The sequence below is a fragment of the Pseudomonas peradeniyensis genome, assembly GCF_014268935.2.
GTDB classification, from domain to species: Bacteria; Pseudomonadota; Gammaproteobacteria; order Pseudomonadales; family Pseudomonadaceae; genus Aquipseudomonas; species Aquipseudomonas peradeniyensis.
The window spans coordinates 64,188-84,528 of sequence record NZ_JABWRJ020000002.1; the positions used below are offsets into that span (position 1 = coordinate 64,188).

Consider the following 20,341-nt stretch of genomic DNA (forward strand, 5'->3'; position numbering starts at 1 on the left):
CGACCATGCCTGTCGCCGTTCTGGCCCGCAGGCCCTTACGACAAAACGTTGCGCATGAACCCGCTGGCTTCACAGTAGTCTGTTCTGCGTGAGTTAAGAATTCCCGATGCGCCACTGCTGGCGCATCGCTACCCTGAGATAGCCGTCTTCCATGTTTGGTTCCAACGACGACAAAAAAGCGCCGGCCGCGGCTGGTGAGAAGAAAGGCCTGTTCAGCTGGTTCCGCAAGAAGCCGGAGCAACCTGTCGCCGAACAGCCGCAAGCCCCCCAACCGCCCGTTGAGGCGCCGGTGGTGCAGCAGCCTCCCGCCGAGCAGCCTGCTCCGCTGGCCGAGGCACCCCAGCCTGCGCCGGTGAGCGTGCCAGCCGAGCCTGAACCGGTTGCTCCACAGGTGGTGCAACCCATCCAGCCTGTGCCGGTGGAAGTCCCGGTCGAGCCTGCCCTGGTGGTCGAGGCTGAGCCTGTTGTTCAGGTACAAGTGCCGCAGGCACCTGTGGCAGAGGGCTTGCCCGCGAATGCGGCGGACCTGCCGACGGCCGTGGTTGAGCCAGCGCCACCTGCACCCGTGAGCAACCTGGTGCTGCCGGTCGCGGAAGAGCCGGTTGCATTGGTGCCAGACCTCGAACCCAAGGCGCCGCCGGTCATCCCCGAGCGCCCGGCCCCTGAGGTGGTGGTGCCCGAGCCCGCCCCGGTAGTGGTTGCCCCTGCGGTCGAGCCTGAACCAGAAGTGCCTGTCGCACCGGCTGCCGTCGAACCTGCGCCAGTCGCCGCCGAGCCTGCCAAACAGGGCTTCTTCGCCCGCCTCAAGCAGGGCCTGTCGAAGACCAGCGCCAGCATCGGCGAGGGCATGGCCAGCCTGTTCCTGGGCAAGAAGGTCATCGATGACGACCTGCTCGACGAGATCGAGACCCGCCTGCTGACCGCCGACGTCGGTGTCGAGGCCACCTCGACCATCGTCCAGAACCTGACACAGAAGGTCGCCCGCAAGCAGCTTGCCGACGCCGACGCCCTGTACAAGTCGCTGCAGGACGAACTGGCCGCCTTGCTGCGCCCGGTCGAGCAGCCGCTGAAGATCGAGGCGCAGAGCAAACCCTACGTGATCCTGGTAGTCGGCGTGAACGGCGCTGGCAAGACCACCACCATCGGCAAGCTGGCCAAGAAGCTGCAGCTCGAAGGCAAGAAGGTCATGCTCGCCGCCGGCGACACCTTCCGCGCCGCGGCGGTGGAGCAGTTGCAGGTCTGGGGTGAGCGCAACCAGATCCCGGTCATCGCCCAACACACCGGCGCCGACTCGGCCTCGGTGATCTTCGACGCCGTGCAGGCCGCCAAGGCCCGTGGCGTCGATGTGCTGATCGCCGACACCGCCGGTCGCCTGCACACCAAGGACAACCTGATGGAAGAGCTGAAGAAGGTCCGTCGGGTGATCGGCAAGCTCGACGCCGAGGCGCCCCACGAGGTGCTGCTGGTGCTCGACGCCGGAACCGGGCAGAACGCCATCAGCCAGGCCAAGTACTTCAACCAGAGCGTCGAACTGACCGGCCTGGCCCTGACCAAGCTGGACGGCACCGCCAAGGGCGGTGTCATCTTCGCCCTGGCCAAGCAGTTCAACATCCCGATCCGCTTCATTGGTGTGGGCGAGGGTATCGACGACCTGCGCACCTTCGAGGCCGAACCCTTCGTCAAGGCGCTGTTCGCCGAGCGGGAACCTTCATGATCCGATTCGAACAGGTAGCCAAGCGCTATCCCAACGGCCACGTCGGCCTGCACGAACTGAGCTTCCGGGCGCGTCGTGGCGAGTTCCTGTTCGTCACCGGCCACTCCGGCGCCGGCAAGAGCACCCTGCTGCGCCTGTTGCTGGCCATGGAGCGTCCGACCAGCGGCAAGCTGCTGCTGGCCGGGCAGGACCTGGGCCAGATCAGCAACGCGCAGATCCCGTTCCTGCGCCGGCAGATCGGCGTGGTGTTCCAGAACCACCAATTGCTGTTCGATCGCACGGTGTTCAACAACATCGCCCTGCCGCTGCAGATCCTCGGGCTGTCCAAGGCCGAGATCGCCAAGCGCGTGGATTCGGCACTGGAGCGCGTGTCGCTGAGCGACAAGGGCGAGCTGTTCCCGGCCGACCTGTCCACCGGCCAGCAGCAGCGCGTGGGCATTGCCCGCGCCATCGTCCACCAGCCGGCCCTGCTGCTGGCGGACGAACCCACCGGTAACCTCGACCCGCGCCTGGCCGCCGAGATCATGGGCGTGTTCGAGGACATCAACCGCCTGGGTACCACGGTATTGATCGCCAGTCACGACCTGGCGCTGATCGCGCGCATGCGCCACCGCATGCTGACGCTGCAACGCGGCCGCTTGATCGGCGATGGGGAGGCCGGGCAATGAGCACCACACGTACACCAAAGGTTTCCGAGCGCGTGGCGCCGAAAGCCGCCGATCCGCAACCGACGAAGAAAAAGCGTGGCGATCACGACGACGATGGCCCGGACTTCAGCACCCTGCTGCACGCCTGGCTGGAAAGCCACCGCGCCAGCCTGGCCGACAGCCTGCGCCGCCTGGCCAAGCAGCCGATCGGCAGTTTCTTCACCTGCCTGGTGATGGCCGTGGCGCTGAGCATGCCCATGGGCCTCTCGCTGCTGCTGAAGAACGTCGAGAAACTCGGCGGTTCGTGGCAGCGCGCGGCGCAGATCTCGCTGTACCTCAAGCTCGATGCCAGCAGCCGCGACGGCGAGGCCTTGCGTGACGAGATCAAGGGTATGCCGGGCGTTGCCGAGGCCCAGTACGTCAGCCGCGAGCAGGCACTGGAAGAGTTCCAGCAGCAGTCGGGACTTGGCGAGGCGTTGCGCGAGTTGCCGGACAATCCACTGCCTGGCGTGGTGGTGGTGACCCCGACCGAGGTCGATAAACCCGCCCTGGAGGCCTTGCGCCAGCGCCTGTCCGAGCTCCCTCGCGTGGAAGCGGCGCAGCTGGACCTGGTGTGGGTCGAGCGCCTGGCGGCGATCCTCAAGCTGGGTGACCGGTTCGTCTTCGGCCTGGCGGTGATGCTGATTTCCGCTCTGCTGTTAGTAATCGGTAACACAATTCGTCTACATATCGAAAACCGCCGGGTCGAGATCGAAGTGATCAAGCTCGTCGGCGGCACCGACAGCTACGTGCGCCGGCCTTTCCTGTACATGGGCGCGCTGTACGGCCTGGGTGCGGGCGTGCTGGCCTGGGGTATCCTGGCGTTCGGCCTGAACTGGCTGAACGACGCGGTGGTCGGGCTGTCCGGCCTGTATGGCAGTGATTTTGCCCTAGGTGGCGTGCCGGCCTCGGATGGCCTTTCACTCTTGATCGGGGCGGTGCTGTTAGGGTATATCGGTGCATGGATCGCCGTCGCTCGTCACTTGAACGAGCTGGCACCGCGATAAATGTTTCATGGCCAGTATTGACAAATTTTTCATCCTGGAACTTGTACAACGGTTCCTTGTCTATGCTGGCAGTGCCCACAAGGCACGAGTCTGTAAGCCGGAGGTACTTGAATGACCACATCGTTGCAACCTGCCTATGCCCTGGTTCCCGGTGCAAACCTGGAAGCCTACGTGCACACGGTCAACAGCATCCCCTTGCTGTCGCCGGAGCAGGAGCGTGATCTGGGCGAGCGTCTCTACTATGAGCAGGATCTCGAGGCCGCTCGTCAAATGGTGATGGCCCACCTGCGTTTCGTCGTACACATCGCCCGTAGCTACGCCGGCTACGGGTTGGCCCAGGCCGACCTGATCCAGGAAGGCAACGTCGGCCTGATGAAGGCGGTAAAGCGTTTCAACCCGGAAATGGGCGTGCGTCTGGTGTCCTTCGCGGTGCACTGGATCAAGGCCGAGATCCACGAGTTCATCCTGCGCAACTGGCGCATCGTCAAGGTGGCCACCACCAAGGCCCAGCGCAAGCTGTTCTTCAACCTGCGCAGCCAGAAGAAGCGCCTGGCCTGGTTGAACAACGACGAAGTGCATCGCGTGGCCGAAAGCCTCGGCGTCGAGCCCCGTGAAGTGCGCGAGATGGAAAGCCGTCTGAGCGGCCAGGACATGGCCTTCGACCCGGCGGCCGAAGCCGACGACGACAGCGCCTTCCAGTCGCCCGCGCATTACCTGGAAGACCACCGCTACGATCCGGCCGTGCAGTTGGAGGACGCTGATTGGAGCGACAACTCCACCAGCAACCTGCATGAAGCGCTGCAAGGCCTGGACGATCGCAGTCGCGATATCCTCTATCAGCGCTGGTTGGCCGAGGAAAAGGCCACGCTGCATGAGCTGGCGGAGAAATACAGCGTTTCGGCCGAGCGTATTCGCCAGCTGGAGAAGAACGCGATGAACAAGGTCAAGGCATTGATCACGATCTGATCGGCGCCTGGCTGGAGTGAAAAAGCCGCTGTTCTCGCAAGAGACAGCGGCTTTTTCGTGTGCTGTGGGGCGTGGGAGCAGGTTCGTCTCAAAGCCTGCGCGAAGTATCCAGCTGCATCAGGTAGCTCGGCCCACCCAGCTGGCTCATCTGCCGGCGAATCCAGCCCGCCCGGCTCGCCACATAGGCGCTTGGCCGGCTGGCATTCCACTTGATCGGGCTCGGCAGCACCGCCGCGAGCTGTGCGGCCTGTTGTCGCGTCAGGCGGCTGGCGTCCACGCCGAAGTGGTAGCGTGCCGCGGCCTGGGCACCGAAGACGCCCTTGCCCCATTCGGCGCTGTTCAGGTAGACCTCGAGAATCCGCTCCTTGGACCAGAACAGCTCGATCAGCGCGGTGAACCAGGCCTCCAGCCCCTTGCGCAGCCAACTGCGCCCTGACCACAGGAACAGGTTCTTGGCCACCTGCTGGGTCAGGGTGCTGGCGCCACGCACCTTGCCGCCACGCTCGTTGTAGGCCAGCGCCGCCTGGATCGCCGGGATGTCGAAGCCCCAGTGGCTGGCGAACTTCTGGTCCTCGCCGGCGATGACCGCGACCTTGAGCTCATCGGAGATGTCCTCCCATGGCGTCCAGTCGCGTTGCAGGTCGATGGGTTCGCCGCTGAACCACGACTCCACCTTGCGCTCGACCATCAGCGCGGTGCCGGGCGGTGGAACCCAGCGCAGCACCAGGACCACGGCGGCGCTGCCGGCGGCGAACCACAGCAGGGCGCGGGAAAGACGGCGCAGGAGAGATGACAGCATGGTGATGGCTTGGCCGGACCGTTGGAACGGGCCATTATACAGACCCCTCCCGAGGAGTCGTCCCATGCTTCGCAGCTTCCTGATGCTCGCCGCGTTCTTCGGCTTTACCGGCGTCGCCCTCGGCGCCTTCGCCGCCCATGGCCTGAAGAGCCGTCTCAGCGCCGACTACCTGGCGATCTTCCATACCGGCGTGACCTACCAGCTGGTGCACGCCCTGGCGATCCTCGCGGTGGCGGTGCTTTCGGCGCATCTGCCGGGGCGCCTGGTCGGCTGGGCCGGCGGTCTGTTCGCCGTGGGTATCGTGCTGTTCTCCGGTAGCCTCTACGTACTGACCCTGAGCGGCCTGGGCAAGCTCGGCATGATCACTCCGCTGGGTGGCCTGTGCTTCCTCGCTGGCTGGCTGTGCCTGGGCCTGGCCGCCTGGCGCCTGGGCTGACCGAACGGTCCACAATCGCGACTAATGGCGCGCATCGCCCTTGGGTTGCGGGGTGGATCGGGGCTAGAATGCGGGCCCCAAAGAACAATGGTGGCCGTGCGCATGCGCATTCAATTGAACGGTGAACCTTACGAACTGCCCGAGGGCGAGAGCGTCGCGGCGCTGCTGGGCCGGCTGGAGCTGGCCGGTCGCCGGGTGGCGGTGGAACTGAACCTGGACATCGTGCCGCGCAGCCAGCACGAGAGCACGCGATTGAGCGAAGGCGACCAGGTCGAAGTGGTTCATGCCATTGGCGGTGGTTGAGCGCGTCCCGCCGATTCATCCAAAGCCCCGTAACCTTTCCTGAGGAACATCGATGAGCAACGTTCGCAGCGACAAGCCTTTCGTCCTGGCCGGGCGCACTTTCCAGTCGCGCCTGCTGGTCGGCACCGGCAAGTACCGTGACATGGAAGAAACCCGCCTGGCCACCGAGGCCTCGGGTGCCGAGATCGTCACCGTGGCCGTGCGTCGCACCAACCTTGGTCAGAACGCGGGTGAGCCGAACCTGCTCGATGTGCTGTCGCCCGACAAGTACACCATCCTGCCGAACACTGCGGGCTGCTTCGATGCGGTCGAAGCGGTGCGTACCTGCCGCCTGGCCCGTGAGCTGCTCGACGGCCACAAGTCCCACGAGGAGCGGACGCTGGTGAAGCTGGAAGTGCTGGCCGACCAGAAGACCCTGTTCCCCAATGTGATCGAAACTCTCAAGGCCGCCGAAGTGCTGGTCAAGGACGGCTTCGATGTGATGGTCTACACCAGCGATGACCCGATCATCGCCCGCCAGCTGGCCGAAGCCGGCTGCATCGCCGTCATGCCGCTGGCCGGCCTGATCGGCACCGGCCTGGGTATCTGCAACCCCTACAACCTGCAGATCATCCTCGAGGAATCCAAGGTGCCGGTGCTGGTCGATGCCGGCGTGGGGACCGCCTCCGACGCCACCATCGCCATGGAGATGGGCTGCGAGGCGGTGCTGATGAACTCGGCCATCGCCCACGCCCAGCAGCCGGTGCTGATGGCCGAGGCCATGAAGCACGCCATCCTTGCCGGCCGCATGGCGTATCTCGCCGGGCGCATGCCGAAGAAACTCTATGCCAGCGCGTCCTCGCCGCTGGAAGGTCTGATCAAGTAAGAGCCCCAGATGACTGAATCGCAAGAAACGCCGATCACCGAAGACGGTGAAGCCCGCCCGCACCGCCGCATCAAGAGTTTCGTGATGCGTGCCGGGCGCATGACCGAAGGCCAGCAACGCGGCCTGGAGCAGGGCGGCCCGCTGTTCATCCTGCCGCTCACCGATAGCCCGGTGGACTACGACCAGGTGTTCGGCCGTTCGGCGCCGCGCACCCTGGAGATCGGCTTCGGCATGGGCCATTCGCTGCTGGAAATGGCCGCCGCCTCGCCCGAGCTGGACTTCATCGGTGTCGAAGTGCACCGTCCGGGTGTCGGCGCGTTGCTAAATGGCGTGCTGACCCAGGGCCTGAAGAACCTGCGGGTGTACGACTGTGATGCCATCGAAGTCCTCAACCGCTGCGTGGCCGACAACAGCCTCGATCGCCTGATGCTGTTCTTCCCGGACCCTTGGCACAAGGCGCGTCACCACAAGCGCCGGATCGTTCAGCTGGAGTTCGCCGAGCTGGTACGCCGCAAGCTCAAGCCCGGTGGCGTATTCCACATGGCGACCGACTGGGAGCCCTATGCCGAGTACATGCTGGAAGTGATGAGCGCAGCGCCCGGCTATCGCAACCAGGCGGCTGATGGCGCCTACGTGCCACGCCCGGAAGAACGGCCGATCACCAAGTTCGAGCGTCGCGGTGAGCGGCTTGGGCATGGGGTATGGGACTTGAAGTTCGAGAAGGTGAGCTGAGCCGGGTTCATTCGAAGCAGCCCTTCAAACCTGCGAAATTGCAGATACAAAAAAACCGCCTTGAGAAGGGCGGTTTTTTTATGTGGGCCTCGGGTTACGAAGCCTAGCCCACGAACATCACTGGAGACAGTCACAACTGGATCTTAGGATGGCCTCGAATACAGGTCAACCAAGGAAATATCCGGCATTACGTGTGACAGGGCAGGTAACAGCTCTGTTAGGGAGGTTCACGTAAGATCGGTTTGCTCGCATGTGATTTCATCCGGTGACGGGCCTGGAAACCAAACGCTTTCTCGGCCCCTTCGACGTGACCTACGACTCGCGCCGGTGATACTTATCGAAGGGCCACCCACCTGGCCACTTCACTGGAGACAGTCACATGCTCTCCGAAGGCGTCGAAGTGCCGGTTAGACGCTGGAAGATTGGCCCAGCCAACACGGAGGCCAAGGCATATGAAGCGTTTGCTGAATACGCTGAGCCGCGTCTGGAAGCTGATCCGGATCCTGATTGTTGTCAGGTCCGTCAGGGATTTCCTGCGCGATCACTTTGATGATCCCCGCTAAGGGCTAGTCGGGTGAGAAGCCGTCCTGGCTTGCCAGGGCGGCCTTTAGCAAGTGCTCGGCCCCGCCGATCAGCCGCCCCGTGCACCTTGGAATACATCGGCAGGGCGTCAGCCGGGTCTGCCTGCAGCCATAAAAAAACCGCCTGGCGAAGGGCGGTTTTTTTATGCGGGCTTTGGGTTACGAGCCCTAGGCCTGCCTACTTCAGTATCACTGGAGAGACTTCACAAGCGCGATACTAGGGCTGCCTCGATACTACGTCAATGGTGGAAATATCCAGCATTAACTGTGAACGTGCCAGTAACAACATTGAGTTTTCTACTGGCGTAAAGTGGCGCCGCTCTCATGTGGATTAATCCAGTGATGGGCCAGGAAACGAACTCATTCTCGGCCCCTTCGACGCGGCCCACGAACCGCGCCGGTAGTTTCTCGAAGGGCCACCCACCTGGCCACTTCACTGGAGAGACTTCACATGATCTCCGAAGGCGTCGAAGTGCCGGTCAGACGCTGGAAGATTGGCCCAGCCAACACGGAGGCCAAGGCATATGAAGCGTTTGCTGAATACGCTGAGCCGTGTCTGGAAGCTGGTTCGGATCCTGATCGTTTTCAGGACCGCCAGGGACTTCCTGCGCGATCACTTTGACGATGCCCGCTAAGGGTTAGTCGGGTGAGAAGCCGTCCTGGCCCGCCAGGGCGGCTTTTAGCAAGCGCTCAGCCCCGCCGATCAGCTACGACCCCAATCAATACCAGCACCACCAGTAGCACCGGTGCCAGCGCATAGTTGTTGAACTGCCCCAGCCCCTTCACGATCCACGGCGTCGCATAGATCAGCGCGGCGCCGCTGCCGATCATCACCAGCAGCGCCATGAACGGCACCCGCAGGGCGCCGGCCAGGCCACCCAGGCGGCCTTCCACCCAGCCCTTGATATCGGTGCCGAACAGCACCAGCAGGCAGCCTACCAGGGCCAGCGAGATTTCCGACAGGTTGCTGCGGCTCCAGCGGGAAACGGTCGAGAGCAGGTCAAGTACCAGGTCCATGGGTCATCCTTAATTCAAGAAGTACTGCAGCAGGTCGTTGAGGAACAGCTGGCCGCGCGGTGTGGCTGCCAGCCGATCCGGTTCGACCTGCAAAAGGCCTTTTTGTTCGGCTTCACGGCGGGCTTCGGCCAGTTGTGCCAGAGGCAGACCGGTGCGCAGGCTGAACAGTTCGGCTTCCACCCCGTCGGTGAGACGCAGGGCGTTCATCAGGAACTCGAAGGGTAGCTCATCGGCCGGCAGCAGCTTCTCGCCCGCCTTGAACGGCTTGGCCGGGTTCAGGTAGTCCTTGGGCAGGCGGGTCTTCCAGGTGCGCAGGATGCGTCCGTCGGGGAACGACAGCTTGCCATGGGCACCGGCACCGATGCCGATGAAGTCGCCGAAGCGCCAGTAGTTCAGGTTGTGCCGCGCGGCACGGTTGGTCTGGGCGTAGGCCGAGACTTCGTACTGGCGGTAACCGTGGTCGGCCATCAGCGCCTGGCCGGCTTCCTGGATATCCCAGAGGATGTCGTCCTCGGGCAGCTCGGGCGGCTGGTTCCAGAACACCGTGTTCGGCTCTACCGTCAGCTGGTACCAGGACAGGTGCGTCGGCGCCAGTTCAATGGCCTGGCGCAGGTCGCCCAGGGCGTCGTCGAGCGACTGGTCCGGCAAGCCGTGCATCAGGTCCATGTTGAAGTTGTCGAAGCCTGCCGCACGGGCCATGTCGGCGGCACGCACCGCTTCGGCACCATTGTGGATGCGCCCGAGCTTCTCGAGCTTGGCGGGCTGGAAACTCTGCACGCCGATGGACAGGCGGTTGATGCCGGTCTGCCGGTAGGCCTTGAACTTCTCCTGCTCGAAGGTGCCCGGGTTGGCCTCGAGGGTGATCTCGATGTCCGGGGCGAACGGGATGCGTTGCTCGACTCCGCGCAGCAGACGACCCAGCGCATCAGCGCTGAACAGGCTGGGGGTGCCGCCGCCGAAGAAGATCGTGCTGATGGAGCGGCCTTGGACGGCAGGCAGTTCCTGGTCGAGGTCGGCCAGCAGGGCGTCGATGTATTCGGCTTCCGGCAGCGCCGGGCCGGCCTGGTGCGAGTTGAAGTCGCAGTACGGGCACTTGCGCACGCACCAGGGAATATGGATGTACAGCGACAGCGGCGGGAGTTCGGGAAGGATCAGGCCCGCCGGTTGCACGAACAGCTTTTCGGTCATGCCAGGCCCAGACGTTGACGCAGCAGGGCCATGGCGCGGGCGCGGTGGCTGAGCTGGTTCTTGTCGACCGGGGCGAGGTCGGCGCTGGAGCAGTTGCGCTCCGGGACCCAGAATAGCGGGTCGTAGCCGAAGCCGTGCTCACCGCTGGCCTCGAACAGGATGCTGCCGTGCCACAGGCCTTCGCAGAGGATCGGCAGCGGGTCGTCGGCATGCCGCACCAGGGCCAGGACGCAGACGAACTGCGCGCCGCGCTGCTCTTCAGGCACGTCCTTGAGCGCTTCGAGCAGCTTGGCGTTGTTCGCCGCGTCACCCTTGCCGTCGGCGTAGCGCGCCGAGTAGATGCCTGGCGCGCCGCCGAGGAAGTCCACCGCCAGGCCCGAGTCGTCGGCCAGGGCCGGCAGGCCGGAGATGCGTGCGGCGTTGCGCGCCTTGAGGATGGCGTTCTCGACGAACGACAGGCCGGTCTCTTCCGGCTCCACCTGGCTGAATTCGCCGATCGAACGCAGGTGCACGGACTCGCCGAGCATGGCCTGCAGTTCCTTGAGCTTGCCGGCGTTGTGGCTGGCCAATACGAGTTGCGTAAGATTCATCATTCGCCTGGGAACACTTCCTGGTTGAAGCTGAGTTTATGGCTGACGCCACCGGTTTCGACGTTGATGTCGAAGGTGACGGTCTCGGCCTGGTCGATCTTGAACTGGGCGATGTAGTAGACCGCGCCCTGGTCGGTGATCTGCTTGAACGACAGCGGGTTGCTGCGCCCGGTCAGGTCCTTCACCGTGCCGCTGACCACCGCTGTCGAAGGCTTCTCGGCCTTGAGCACGGCGATGTTGAGCACGCCCTGGTTCTTGCTGCGGGTCAGGCCCGTGGCGGCGGCGATGTCCGGTTGCAGCATGCTCGAGGTGAAGGCGCTGTAGTGGACCGTCACGTCGCCGAACACCTCCTTGCGCTCCGGCTTGGCGGCATCGGCAGCCAGTACCGGCAAGGCCAGGCACAGGCTGATCAGAAACAGTGCTAGTCGACGCATGATCCCATTCCTCCGTTCGCGAGGGTCAGACCGCGAGCTGATGCTCCTGCAGGCCCGGGCTGCTGACCCGATAGATACCGATCTCACCTAGAAGATTAGGCCATAGCCGCCCGCCCAACCCGTTACGGTGCAGACGGTCGACGGCCAGGCGGTCGAGGACCTTGGCGTGGCGCTCATGGCACAGGTTCTCGAAGTCCTCGAAGGTGCAGAAGTGGATGTTCGGCGTGTTGTACCAGGTATACGGCATGAAGTCCGAAACCGGCATGCGACCCTTGGTCGCCAGGTACCAGCGGCAGCGCCAGTGGCCGAAGTTGGGGAAGGTGATGATGCACTGGCGGCCCACCCGCAACATCTCGTCGAGGATCCGGTCGGGATATTCCACGGCCTGCAGGGCCTGGGTCATGACCACCACGTCGAAACTGTTGCTGGCGAAGTTGCCCAGGCCCTTGTCCAGGTCCTGCTCGATGACGTTGACGCCCTTGGCCACGCAGGCGGCGATGTTGTCGGCATCGATCTCCAGGCCATAGCCGGTGACATTCTTGCGCTCGCGCAAGGAGGCCAGCAGTTCGCCGTTGCCGCAGCCCAGGTCGAGGACCCGGCTGCCGGCGGGGATCCAGTCTTGGATGATTTCCAGGTCGGCTCTCATGCGGTCCTCAGAGGGCGATGCGGTTCATGTAGTTCGCGAAACCCTGCATGTAGCGGGGCGTCGGGATGAGGAAGGCGTCGTGGCCATAGGGCGAGTCGATGTCCAGGTAGCAGACGTTCTTGCGCGCGGCCATCAGGGCGTCGACGATCTCCCGCGAGCGGGCCGGCGAGAAGCGCCAGTCGGTGGTGAACGACATGATGCAATAGTCCGCCGTGACATCGGCCAGGGTCGCCGCCAGGTCGCCGCCATGGGCCGCGGCCGGGTCGAAGTAGTCCAGCGCCTTGGTCATCAGCAGGTAGGTGTTGGCATCGAAGCGGCCGGAGAATTCCTCGCCCTGGTAGCGCAGGTAGCTCTCGACCTGGAACTCGACGCTGTGGAAGTCGTAGTTGAGCTTGTCGCTCTTGAGCTCACGGCCGAATTTCTCGCCCATCGAGTCGTCGGACAGGTAGGTGATGTGGCCGACCATGCGCGCCAGCATCAGGCCACGCTTGGGAATTACGCCCTGGTCCTGGAACGAGCCGCCGTGGAACTCGGGGTCGGTGAGGATGGCTTGGCGCGCCACTTCGTTGAAGGCGATGTTCTGCGCCGACAGCTTGGGTGCCGAGGCGATGTCCACGCAGTGGCGCACGCGGTCCGGGTAGGTGATGGTCCACTGCAGCGCCTGCATGCCGCCGAGGCTGCCGCCGACGATGGCGGCCCAGGTCTGTACACCTAAGCGGTCGGCCAGGCGCGCCTGGCTGTGCACCCAGTCCTCCACGGTCAGCACCGGGAAGTCGGCGCCATAGGGCTTGCCGGTGGCCGGGTTGAGGCTGCTGGGGCCGGTGCTGCCGTTGCAGCCGCCGAGGTTGTTCAGGCTGACCACGAAGAAGCGGTTGGTGTCGATCGGCTTGCCGGGGCCGATGCAGCTGTCCCACCAGCCCGGCTTGCGGTCGGTGGCGGCATGGTAGCCGGCGGCATGGTGATGGCCGGACAACGCATGGCAGATCAGCACGGCATTGCTGGCGCTGCCGTTGAGGGTGCCATAGGTTTCGTAGATGAGCTCGTACGAGGCCAGGGAGCGGCCACAAGCCAGGGCCAGCGGTTCATCGAACCGGGCAATCTGCGGTGTTACCAGACCGACGGAATCTTCGGGAAGGACAGTGGACATCGACCCTGCTCACGCTTGACGGAGGCGTAAGTCTAAAGAGCGCTACCCGCAGCGGCAAGCAAAGGCTTGCCGCTGGATGCAGTGCGGGTCAGATCATCCGCCACAGCTCTTGCGGCATGCCGGCGTAAGCCGCCAGCTGGGGCATCAGGAACGACTGGATCACCTGGATGGCGATGAAGGCGAAGATCGGCGAAATGTCCATGCCGCCGAGGTTCGGCACCAGGCGGCGGAACGGCGCCAGCACCGGCTCGCTGATCTGGTAGGCCAGCTCGGCGGCCGGGTTGTGGCTGTTCGGCGCGACCCACGAGACGATGACCATGACGATCATCGCCACCCAGAAGATCTTCAGGAACAGCGAGGTGATGCCCAGGATCGACCACATCAGCAGGTGCAGGATGTCACCGAAGGTGCCGTAGGTGACCATCAGCACGAAGGCCATCAGCAGCGCCTGGATCAGGATCGACAGCAGCAGCGAGGAGGTATCCAGGCCGGCGATGCTGGGGACCACCCGGCGCAGCGGCTTGAGCAGCGGCTGGGTGGCGCGCACGGCGAACTGGCTCAGCGGGTTGTAGAAGTCGGCCTTGACCAGTTGCAGCACGAAGCGCAGCAGGACGATCACCAGGTACAGGCTGACCAGGGTTTGCACCACGAAGATCGCGGCGCCGGACAATGCATTCATCAATGGCTCCTTATTTGCCCAGTTGTTCGGCCAGTTCGGCGGAACGCTTCGCCGCGGCCTGAAGTGCCTGCTCGACGATCGCCTCGAAACCGCTGGCCTGGAACGACTTGATCGCCGCTTCCGTGGTGCCGGCCGGTGAGGTCACGCGGCGGCGCAGCTCGGCGGCGTCGACATCGCTGGCAACCGCCATGCGGGCGGCGCCCAGGGCGGTCTGCAAGGTGAGTTGCGAGGCGGTTTCACGCGGCAGGCCGAGTTTCTCGCCGGCGGCGGTCATGGCCTCGATCAGCAGGAAGACATAGGCCGGGCCGCTGCCGGAGACGGCGGTGACGGCATCCAGCTGTTGTTCTTTGTCCAGCCACAAGGCGGTGCCGACGGCCGACAGCAGTTGTTCGGCCTGCTGGCGCTGCTCGGCGGACACTTCCCCGGTGGCGTACAGGCCGCTGACGCCCTGGCGCAGCAGCGCCGGGGTGTTGGGCATGCAGCGCACCACGGGGATCGCGCCCAGCCAGGCCTGCAGGCTGGCGCAGGTGATGCCGGCTGCGATGGAAACCACCAGCTGGCCGGGCTTGAGGTTCGGTTTCAGCGTTTCGCAGACCGCCTTCATGACCTGCGGTTTGACCGCCAGCACGATCACGTCCACGCCCTCGATGGCCTGGGCGTTGTTTTCGAAGGTTTCGATGCCGTGCTCGGCCTGGATCCGCGCGCGGGTCTCGGCACCCGGGTCGCTGGCGCGGATCTGCGCGGCGTCCAGGCCCTGGGCACGCAGGCCGCCGATCAGGCTGGCGGCCATGTTGCCGGCGCCGATAAAGGCAATACGAGTCTTGCTCATGTCAGGTCCTTGAAGGAAAGAGTGAGTTAAGCATGGATTCAGGGCTGTCCGTAGTCGCGGGCGCCGAACAGGGCGGTGCCGATGCGGACCCAGGTCGCACCTTGGACGATGGCGGCCTCCAGGTCGTGGCTCATGCCCATCGACAGGGTGTCCAGCCCGAAGTCCAGCTGCGCCTGGAGCTGGCGCAGGATGGCAAAGGCGGCCTCCTGCTCGGCGCGGTCTTCGGTCGGCTCCGGTATCGCCATCAGGCCGCGCAGGCGCAGACCGGGCAGGGCGTTCACCGCCTGGGCCAGGGCCGGCAGCTCGGCGGGCGCGCAGCCGGACTTGCTGTCCTCGCCGCTGACGTTCACCTGCAGGCAGATGTTCAGCGGCGCCAGGCCGGCAGGGCGCTGCTCGGAGAGGCGTTGGGCGATCTTCAGGCGGTCCACGGAATGTACCCAGTCGAAATGCTCGGCGATGGCCTTGGTCTTGTTCGACTGGATGGGGCCGATGAAGTGCCAGATCAAGGGCAGGTCGGAAAGTGCCTGTTGTTTTGTCAGGGCTTCCTGAAGGTAGTTCTCGCCCACATCGCGCAGCCCGGCGGCGTAGGCCTCGCGAATCGCGCTGGCGGGCTTGGTCTTGCTCACTGCCAGCAGATGGATGCTGGCCGGGTCGCGTCCGGCGGCCCTGGCCGCGCTGTCGATGCGGGTGGCAATGGCGCCAATGTTGTCTGCTAGGGTGGACATGGTTCGTCGCCGAAGGCTTTGGGGTCTGCGGCATTCTACCTGCTTGATCGCCGTTGGGGAGTCTCATGGATGTGACCGACCTGTTGGGCCGGGCCCTGGCTGCCGGTGCCAGCGACCTGCACCTGGCCGCGGGCGAGCGACCGTTGCTGCGAGTGGATGGGGTGTTGCAGCGCCTGGACCTCCCGGTGCTGACGGCAGGAGCGCTGGAAAACGGGATGGCTGCCCTGCTCGATGATGAGCAGCGGCGACAGTGGGCTGCCGGCGATGAGCTGGACCTGGCGGTGGGCCTGGATGGGCTGGGGCGCTTTCGGCTGAACCTGTTCCGCCAGCGCAATGGCCCGAGCGCCAGCGTGCGTTTGATCCCTGCAAGCGTGCCCTGTCTGGAGGCGCTTGAACTGACGGAAGTGTTTCAAATCATCTCCCGGTATCGGGATGGTCTGGTCCTGGTGGGTGGGGCCACCGGCAGCGGCAAGTCGAGTACCTTGGCGGCACTGGTCGATGGGCTCAACCGCGAATACGCATTGCATATCGTCACGCTTGAAGAGCCGATCGAGTTCATCCATGCCAACCAGCGCAGCCTTGTCAGCCAGCGTGAGGTCGGCCTGCATAGCCGTGACTTTGCCCAGGCTTTGCGCAGCGCCCTGCGTCAGGACCCGGATGTGATCATGATCGGCGAGCTGCGCGACCTGCACAGCATTCGCCTGGCGTTGCGCGCCGCGGAGACCGGGCATCTGGTGCTGGCCACGGTGCATACGCGGTCGGCGGTGAGCAGCATCGACCGACTGGTGGAGGTGTTCGCGGCGGAGGAAAAACCGCTGGTGCGCAGCATGCTGGCCGACTCCCTGCGGTTGGTGGTTGCGCAGTTGCTGGTTCGGCGGTCAGGCGGCGGGCGTGTCGCGGCGCGGGAGGTGCTGGTTGCGACGCCTGCGGTGCGCAACCTGATACGCGAGGGGCGCCTGGCGCAGATTCATTCGCTGATGCAGGCCGGTGCGGCGGTGGGGATGTGCACGATGGAGGGGGCGCTGCGGGCGCTGCAGGCGCGGGGGATAATCGATACGTCTTTAAACTGATCGCGGGGCAGGCCCGCTCCCACGCCAGCCTTGCCTGGTCCGAGGGAGCAGTGGTGCGCCGATGCGATTTGTCCCGTGATCGGGGTTTCAGCGTTTGGCCAGGCTCAGCGCCTGTTGCTGCTTGGGCAGCACGCGCTTGGCCACCACGTAGTGCTTCTGCCAGTAAGGTTTCTCCAGGCTGTCGATGCTCACCCGCTTGCCGGTGCGCGGCGCGTGGATGAAGCGGTCGTTGCCCAGGTAGATGGCGACGTGATTGACCCGACGGCTCTTGATGTTGAAGAAGATCAGGTCGCCTGGCTTGAGGTCGCCCTTGGCCACCTTGACGCCCTGGCCCTGGGCCATGGCATTGGAGGTGCGCGGCAGGTCGACATCCGCCACGTCGTTGAACGCATACTTGACCAGGCCGCTGCAGTCGAAGCCCTTCTTCGGGCTGCTGCCGCCCCAGCGATAGGGCGTGCCGAGCACGTTCACCGCACGACTGAGCACTTCGCTGCTCTGCTTTGGCGACATCGCCACCGCCTGCATGCCCACGGCGTGCTGCTTGGCGGCGTTGGCCGGGCGGGCGCGCAGGCTGGCCGTATTGCGGTACTGGATCGGGGCGCGTTTCACCGTGGTATCGGCGTTGGTCGTGTAACCGGTGAATCCGCTTGGAAGTCGTTGCTCACGGTTGGTGGCGTGGGCGGCCAGGGGCAATAAAAGGCAGAGGGTCAGCCATGTCTTGAAGAAAGGTGGCATAGATGAAGCTCTTTATAAGTGTTGGCGCGCAACTTTATAACAGCTTTTTGATCAAATTCTGATCCGTTGGTCGCTCAGCCACGTACCATATGTCGGGTCAAAACGAAAAAGTCACATTTTTCGTTAGAAAATTTTCGGCTATCCCACGAGGGCTTCGAATGAATGGTTATCAACAGGGTGCCCCTTCGCACGACACCCACAGCAAGGTCCTCGGCTATCTGCTGTGGATCTTCGGTTTCACCGGCTCGCACCGTTTCTACTACGGCAAGCCGATCACCGGGACAATCTGGTTCTTCACCCTCGGGCTGCTGGGCATCGGCTGGCTGATCGACCTGTTCCTGATCCCGTCGATGGACCGCGAGGCGGACATGCGCTTCGAATCGGGCGGGGTGGATTACAACCTGGCGTGGATCCTGCTGACCTTCCTGGGCATCTTCGGTGTGCACCGGCTGTACCAGGGCAAGTGGATCAGTGCGTTGATCTACCTGTTCACCGGCGGTCTGTTCCTGCTGGGCGTGCTGTATGACTTCTGGACGCTCAACAGCCAGATCTCCCAGGTCAACGCCGAGCGTCGCCGGGTATGAAAAAAGGCCTTGTCGCTGAGTGCGGCAAGGCCTTTTTCGTTACTGGCGCCGCTGTTGCAGCAGCAGGTTGCTGAAGCCTGCCCCGGCCAGTTGCTTCTGCGCCACGGTCAGCTGTTCACGGTTGCTGAACGGGCCGACCATCACGCGGTACCAGGTCTCTTCCTTGACCGTGCCCGACTCCACCCTGACCGCCTGGCCGAGCAGGATGATCTGCGCGCGGACCTTGTCGGCGTCCGCCTGCTTGCGGAACGAACCGGCCTGCAGGAAGAACTGGGTGGTAGCCGCCGGCTTGATCACCGGTGGCGCTGGTGGCGGCGTCTGCCCCAGCAGCGCGGCCTGGGCGCGGGCGGTGTCGATCTTCGCCGCTTCTGCCGGGGTGACCGGTGTGCTCGGCACGGGCGGCTGCGCCGGTACCGGCGGGGTCTTCTCCGGCACGGCCTCGGGCGGCACGATCACTTCCGACTCCGGCAGCAGGGTGTAGAAGTCGTACTTCGGCTTCACCGGCTGCTGTGGTGTCGGCGTGGTGGTCTTGCTGGCCTCGGCAACTGGCTTCTGTTGCTCGGGCTTGGCGCGCTTGATGTCGTCGCCGCCCGGCTCGAGCTTCATCAGGAAGACGATGAAGGCGCCGACCGTCAGGCCGACCGCCAGCCACACCCAGCCCGGGATCGGCTGCTTGCTGGCAGGCGGCTGGGAGCGGCTGGCGCCGCGCTTGGGTGCGGGTTTCTTCTTTGCAGCCAACTTACATGCGCTCCAGGGTTTCCAGGCCGAGCAGTTCCAGGCCCTGCTTGAGGGTGCGGCCGGTCAGGGCAGCCAGGCGCAGGCGGCTCTGCTGCTGTTCGGCGGTTTCGGCGGAAAGGATCGGGCAATTCTCGTAGAAGCTGGAGAACAGGCCGGCGAGGTCGTACAGGTAGCTGCACAGCACGTGCGGCGTGCCTTTTTCGGCGACGTTGTTGAGGATCTCGCCGAACTGCGCCAGGCGCGCGGCCAGGTCCTGCTCGTGCGCTGCCTGCAGGACGATGCTGCCGTTGACTTCGTCGAAGCCCTTGCCAAGCTTGCGGAACACGCCGGCCACGCGGGTGTAGGCGTACAGCAGGTACGGCGCGGTGTTGCCTTCGAAGTTGAGCATCAGTTCGAAGTTGAAGCTGTAGTCGCTGGTGCGGTGCTTGGACAGGTCGGCGTACTTGACCGCGCCGATGCCGACCACCTCGCCGATGTGGCGCAGTTCGTCCTCGGCCAGCGACGGGTTCTTCTCCTTGACCAGCGCGTAGGCGCGGTCCTTGGCCTCGGTGAGCAGGTCGATCAGCTTGACGGTGCCGCCGTCACGGGTCTTGAACGGGCGGCCATCGGCGCCGTTCATGGTGCCGAAGCCCATGTGCTCCATCTTCATCGGGTGGCCGACGAAACCGGCGCGGCGGGCCACTTCGAACACCTGGTTGAAGTGCAGGGCCTGGCGCTGGTCGACGAAGTACAGGGCGCGGTCGGCCTGCAGCGTGTTGCTGCGGTAGCGCACGGCGGCCAGGTCGGTGGTGGCGTACAGGTAGCCGCCGTCGGCCTTCTGCACGATCACCGGCAGCGGATCGCCCTCGGCGTTCTTGAACTCTTCGAGGAACACGCACTGGGCGCCCTGGTCCTCGACCAGCAGGCCCTTGGTCTTGAGGTCGGCGACCACGTTGGCCAGGTCGGCGTTGTAGGCGCTCTCGCCCATCACGTCGGCCATGGTCAGCTTGACGTTGAGCAGCTCGTAGGTCTTCTGGCAGTGCGACAGCGAGATGTCCTTGAAGCGCGTCCACAGGGCCATGCACTCAGGGTCGCCGGCCTGCAGCTTGACCACCAGGCCGCGGGCGCGGGTGGCGAAGTCCTCGGACTCGTCGAAACGCTTCTTGGCGGCGCGGTAGAAGTTCTCCAGGTCCGACAGCTCGTCGCTGGTGATCGGGTTTTCTTCCAGGTAGGCCAGCAGCATGCCGAACTGGGTGCCCCAGTCGCCCACGTGGTTCTGGCGGATGACGTCATCGCCGAGGAATTCCAGCACGCGCGCGACGCTGTCGCCGATGATGGTCGAGCGCAGGTGGCCGACGTGCATCTCCTTGGCCAGGTTCGGCGCCGACATGTCGATCACCACCTTCTCGGCCGGGCCGGCCTTGCGCACGCCCAGGTGCTCATCGGCCAGGGCGGCGTCGAGGCGGTTGGCCAGGGCGTCGGTGTTCTGGAAGAAGTTCAGGAAGCCGGGGCCGGCGATCTCGACCTTGGTGATGTCGGGGCTGGCCGGCAGGCTGGCGATGAGTTTTTCGGCCAGGTCGCGGGGTTTCATGCCGGCCGGCTTGGCCAGCATCATGGCGATGTTGCTGGCGAAGTCGCCGTGGGTCTTGTCCCGGGCGTTTTCCACCTGGATCGCCGGCGTCAGCCCTTCAGGCAGCACACCGTCGGCGACGAGTTGGGTGAGGGCTTGCTGGATCAGCTGGCGAATGGTGTCTTTCATGGAATTCTCTTTTCGACCGCAAGCGCGGTGGAGCGCTTCGATGCGCAGGTGGAAAAACTGGGCATTATCCGTTGCCGGGGGCGGGTTGCCAACCTTTTGGCCGGTATCGCTGGTCAGGCGTGGGAGCGGGCT

The 20,341-nt window shown here is 64.6% G+C and carries 23 protein-coding genes; 10 read left to right on the forward strand and 13 right to left on the reverse strand.

What is annotated here, in order from left to right; all coding sequences use genetic code 11:
* The first annotated feature begins 151 nt into the window (after positions 1-151).
* The 4 genes from ftsY to rpoH all read left to right on the forward strand — a co-directional run bounded on the left by ftsY (position 152) and on the right by rpoH (position 4,373).
* Positions 152-1,714: a signal recognition particle-docking protein FtsY gene (gene ftsY, locus HU751_RS09795; protein WP_186732445.1), complete on the forward strand. Its 1,563-nt coding sequence runs from the start codon at positions 152-154 to the stop codon at positions 1,712-1,714.
* Positions 1,711-2,382 carry a cell division ATP-binding protein FtsE gene (gene ftsE / locus HU751_RS09800; RefSeq protein ID WP_011531723.1) on the forward strand — a complete coding sequence of 224 codons (672 nt, stop codon included), beginning with the start codon at positions 1,711-1,713 and terminating at the stop codon, positions 2,380-2,382. Before ftsY ends, ftsE begins: the two co-directional genes overlap by 4 nt.
* Positions 2,379-3,407 carry a permease-like cell division protein FtsX gene (gene ftsX, locus HU751_RS09805; protein ID WP_186712024.1) on the forward strand — a complete coding sequence of 343 codons (1,029 nt, stop codon included), beginning with the start codon at positions 2,379-2,381 and terminating at the stop codon, positions 3,405-3,407. The genes ftsE and ftsX overlap by 4 nt, the downstream gene beginning before the upstream one ends.
* 111 nt (positions 3,408-3,518) lie before the next feature.
* Entirely contained in the window at positions 3,519-4,373 is an 855-nt protein-coding gene (gene rpoH, locus HU751_RS09810) for an RNA polymerase sigma factor RpoH (RefSeq protein WP_186732446.1), read from the forward strand.
* An 88-nt stretch (positions 4,374-4,461) separates the two neighbouring features.
* Here rpoH and mtgA read toward each other — a convergent pair whose 3' ends face one another.
* Positions 4,462-5,172, reverse strand: a complete 711-nt coding sequence (mtgA, locus tag HU751_RS09815) for a monofunctional biosynthetic peptidoglycan transglycosylase (protein WP_186732447.1) — start codon at positions 5,170-5,172, stop codon at positions 4,462-4,464.
* A 64-nt stretch (positions 5,173-5,236) separates the two neighbouring features.
* Here mtgA and HU751_RS09820 point away from each other — a divergent pair, with 64 nt between their 5' ends.
* The 4 genes from HU751_RS09820 (at position 5,237) to trmB (ending at position 7,508) form a co-directional block, all read left to right on the forward strand.
* Positions 5,237-5,608: a DUF423 domain-containing protein gene (locus tag HU751_RS09820; RefSeq protein ID WP_186712022.1), complete on the forward strand. Its 372-nt coding sequence runs from the start codon at positions 5,237-5,239 to the stop codon at positions 5,606-5,608.
* Positions 5,609-5,710: 102 nt separating this feature from the next.
* Entirely contained in the window at positions 5,711-5,911 is a 201-nt protein-coding gene (gene thiS, locus HU751_RS09825; protein WP_050707401.1) for a sulfur carrier protein ThiS, read from the forward strand.
* A gap of 52 nt (positions 5,912-5,963) precedes the next feature.
* Entirely contained in the window at positions 5,964-6,776 is an 813-nt protein-coding gene (locus HU751_RS09830; RefSeq protein WP_028689130.1) for a thiazole synthase, read from the forward strand.
* 9 nt (positions 6,777-6,785) lie between these two features.
* Positions 6,786-7,508: a tRNA (guanosine(46)-N7)-methyltransferase TrmB gene (gene trmB, locus HU751_RS09835; protein ID WP_028689129.1), complete on the forward strand. Its 723-nt coding sequence runs from the start codon at positions 6,786-6,788 to the stop codon at positions 7,506-7,508.
* A 1,271-nt stretch (positions 7,509-8,779) separates the two neighbouring features.
* Here trmB and HU751_RS09840 read toward each other — a convergent pair.
* From HU751_RS09840 to HU751_RS09880, 9 genes are all read right to left on the reverse strand, one after another.
* Complete coding sequence (locus HU751_RS09840; protein ID WP_011531731.1) at positions 8,780-9,106, reverse strand: DUF3392 family protein; 327 nt, start codon at positions 9,104-9,106, stop codon at positions 8,780-8,782.
* A gap of 9 nt (positions 9,107-9,115) precedes the next feature.
* Positions 9,116-10,294 (reverse strand): radical SAM family heme chaperone HemW, encoded by a 1,179-nt coding sequence (gene hemW, locus HU751_RS09845; RefSeq protein ID WP_186732448.1) that lies wholly within the window; start codon positions 10,292-10,294, stop codon positions 9,116-9,118.
* Positions 10,291-10,887: an RdgB/HAM1 family non-canonical purine NTP pyrophosphatase gene (gene rdgB, locus HU751_RS09850; protein ID WP_028689127.1), complete on the reverse strand. Its 597-nt coding sequence runs from the start codon at positions 10,885-10,887 to the stop codon at positions 10,291-10,293. The genes hemW and rdgB overlap by 4 nt, the downstream gene beginning before the upstream one ends.
* Positions 10,884-11,318 carry a DUF4426 domain-containing protein gene (locus HU751_RS09855; protein WP_028689126.1) on the reverse strand — a complete coding sequence of 145 codons (435 nt, stop codon included), beginning with the start codon at positions 11,316-11,318 and terminating at the stop codon, positions 10,884-10,886. The genes rdgB and HU751_RS09855 overlap by 4 nt, the downstream gene beginning before the upstream one ends.
* Before the next feature lie 25 nt (positions 11,319-11,343).
* Complete coding sequence (gene metW / locus HU751_RS09860; RefSeq protein ID WP_011531735.1) at positions 11,344-11,964, reverse strand: methionine biosynthesis protein MetW; 621 nt, start codon at positions 11,962-11,964, stop codon at positions 11,344-11,346.
* Between the two features lie 7 nt (positions 11,965-11,971).
* Positions 11,972-13,111 carry a homoserine O-succinyltransferase MetX gene (metX, locus tag HU751_RS09865; RefSeq protein WP_186732449.1) on the reverse strand — a complete coding sequence of 380 codons (1,140 nt, stop codon included), beginning with the start codon at positions 13,109-13,111 and terminating at the stop codon, positions 11,972-11,974.
* An 88-nt stretch (positions 13,112-13,199) separates the two neighbouring features.
* Positions 13,200-13,790 carry a YggT family protein gene (locus HU751_RS09870; RefSeq protein WP_050707358.1) on the reverse strand — a complete coding sequence of 197 codons (591 nt, stop codon included), beginning with the start codon at positions 13,788-13,790 and terminating at the stop codon, positions 13,200-13,202.
* Between the two features lie 10 nt (positions 13,791-13,800).
* Positions 13,801-14,619, reverse strand: a complete 819-nt coding sequence (gene proC / locus HU751_RS09875) for a pyrroline-5-carboxylate reductase (RefSeq protein WP_186732450.1) — start codon at positions 14,617-14,619, stop codon at positions 13,801-13,803.
* A gap of 38 nt (positions 14,620-14,657) precedes the next feature.
* Complete coding sequence (locus HU751_RS09880) at positions 14,658-15,344, reverse strand: YggS family pyridoxal phosphate-dependent enzyme (RefSeq protein WP_186732451.1); 687 nt, start codon at positions 15,342-15,344, stop codon at positions 14,658-14,660.
* Between the two features lie 65 nt (positions 15,345-15,409).
* On the opposite strand from HU751_RS09880, the gene HU751_RS09885 reads away from it, so the two are divergent.
* Positions 15,410-16,414 (forward strand): type IV pilus twitching motility protein PilT, encoded by a 1,005-nt coding sequence (locus HU751_RS09885; RefSeq protein WP_186732452.1) that lies wholly within the window; start codon positions 15,410-15,412, stop codon positions 16,412-16,414.
* Between the two features lie 87 nt (positions 16,415-16,501).
* Here the strand turns inward: HU751_RS09885 and HU751_RS09890 are convergent, their stop codons facing one another.
* On the reverse strand, positions 16,502-17,149 hold the full coding sequence (locus HU751_RS09890; RefSeq protein ID WP_050707354.1) for a C40 family peptidase: 648 nt from the start codon (positions 17,147-17,149) through the stop codon (positions 16,502-16,504).
* Between the two features lie 158 nt (positions 17,150-17,307).
* On the opposite strand from HU751_RS09890, the gene HU751_RS09895 reads away from it, so the two are divergent.
* Positions 17,308-17,733, forward strand: coding sequence for an NINE protein (locus HU751_RS09895; RefSeq protein WP_023630210.1), 426 nt, complete (start codon positions 17,308-17,310; stop codon positions 17,731-17,733).
* Between the two features lie 39 nt (positions 17,734-17,772).
* Here HU751_RS09895 and HU751_RS09900 read toward each other — a convergent pair whose 3' ends face one another.
* On the reverse strand, positions 17,773-18,471 hold the full coding sequence (locus HU751_RS09900; protein WP_186712014.1) for an SPOR domain-containing protein: 699 nt from the start codon (positions 18,469-18,471) through the stop codon (positions 17,773-17,775).
* Position 18,472: 1 nt separating this feature from the next.
* Positions 18,473-20,209, reverse strand: coding sequence for an arginine--tRNA ligase (argS, locus tag HU751_RS09905; RefSeq protein WP_186732453.1), 1,737 nt, complete (start codon positions 20,207-20,209; stop codon positions 18,473-18,475).
* Positions 20,210-20,341: the final 132 nt, after the last annotated feature.

Bases quoted from the DNA above. Each gene is read 5' to 3' on its own strand.
- ftsY (WP_186732445.1), top strand. From the start codon at position 152: ATGTTTGGTTCCAACGACGACAAAAAAGCGCCGGCCGCGGCTGGTGAG.
- ftsE (WP_011531723.1), top strand. From the start codon at position 1,711: ATGATCCGATTCGAACAGGTAGCCAAGCGCTATCCCAACGGCCACGTC.
- ftsX (WP_186712024.1), top strand. From the start codon at position 2,379: ATGAGCACCACACGTACACCAAAGGTTTCCGAGCGCGTGGCGCCGAAA.
- rpoH (WP_186732446.1), top strand. From the start codon at position 3,519: ATGACCACATCGTTGCAACCTGCCTATGCCCTGGTTCCCGGTGCAAAC.
- mtgA (WP_186732447.1), bottom strand. From the start codon at position 5,172: ATGCTGTCATCTCTCCTGCGCCGTCTTTCCCGCGCCCTGCTGTGGTTC.
- HU751_RS09820 (WP_186712022.1), top strand. From the start codon at position 5,237: ATGCTTCGCAGCTTCCTGATGCTCGCCGCGTTCTTCGGCTTTACCGGC.
- thiS (WP_050707401.1), top strand. From the start codon at position 5,711: ATGCGCATTCAATTGAACGGTGAACCTTACGAACTGCCCGAGGGCGAG.
- HU751_RS09830 (WP_028689130.1), top strand. From the start codon at position 5,964: ATGAGCAACGTTCGCAGCGACAAGCCTTTCGTCCTGGCCGGGCGCACT.
- trmB (WP_028689129.1), top strand. From the start codon at position 6,786: ATGACTGAATCGCAAGAAACGCCGATCACCGAAGACGGTGAAGCCCGC.
- HU751_RS09840 (WP_011531731.1), bottom strand. From the start codon at position 9,106: ATGGACCTGGTACTTGACCTGCTCTCGACCGTTTCCCGCTGGAGCCGC.
- hemW (WP_186732448.1), bottom strand. From the start codon at position 10,294: ATGACCGAAAAGCTGTTCGTGCAACCGGCGGGCCTGATCCTTCCCGAA.
- rdgB (WP_028689127.1), bottom strand. From the start codon at position 10,887: ATGATGAATCTTACGCAACTCGTATTGGCCAGCCACAACGCCGGCAAG.
- HU751_RS09855 (WP_028689126.1), bottom strand. From the start codon at position 11,318: ATGCGTCGACTAGCACTGTTTCTGATCAGCCTGTGCCTGGCCTTGCCG.
- metW (WP_011531735.1), bottom strand. From the start codon at position 11,964: ATGAGAGCCGACCTGGAAATCATCCAAGACTGGATCCCCGCCGGCAGC.
- metX (WP_186732449.1), bottom strand. From the start codon at position 13,111: ATGTCCACTGTCCTTCCCGAAGATTCCGTCGGTCTGGTAACACCGCAG.
- HU751_RS09870 (WP_050707358.1), bottom strand. From the start codon at position 13,790: ATGAATGCATTGTCCGGCGCCGCGATCTTCGTGGTGCAAACCCTGGTC.
- proC (WP_186732450.1), bottom strand. From the start codon at position 14,619: ATGAGCAAGACTCGTATTGCCTTTATCGGCGCCGGCAACATGGCCGCC.
- HU751_RS09880 (WP_186732451.1), bottom strand. From the start codon at position 15,344: ATGTCCACCCTAGCAGACAACATTGGCGCCATTGCCACCCGCATCGAC.
- HU751_RS09885 (WP_186732452.1), top strand. From the start codon at position 15,410: ATGGATGTGACCGACCTGTTGGGCCGGGCCCTGGCTGCCGGTGCCAGC.
- HU751_RS09890 (WP_050707354.1), bottom strand. From the start codon at position 17,149: ATGCCACCTTTCTTCAAGACATGGCTGACCCTCTGCCTTTTATTGCCC.
- HU751_RS09895 (WP_023630210.1), top strand. From the start codon at position 17,308: ATGAATGGTTATCAACAGGGTGCCCCTTCGCACGACACCCACAGCAAG.
- argS (WP_186732453.1), bottom strand. From the start codon at position 20,209: ATGAAAGACACCATTCGCCAGCTGATCCAGCAAGCCCTCACCCAACTC.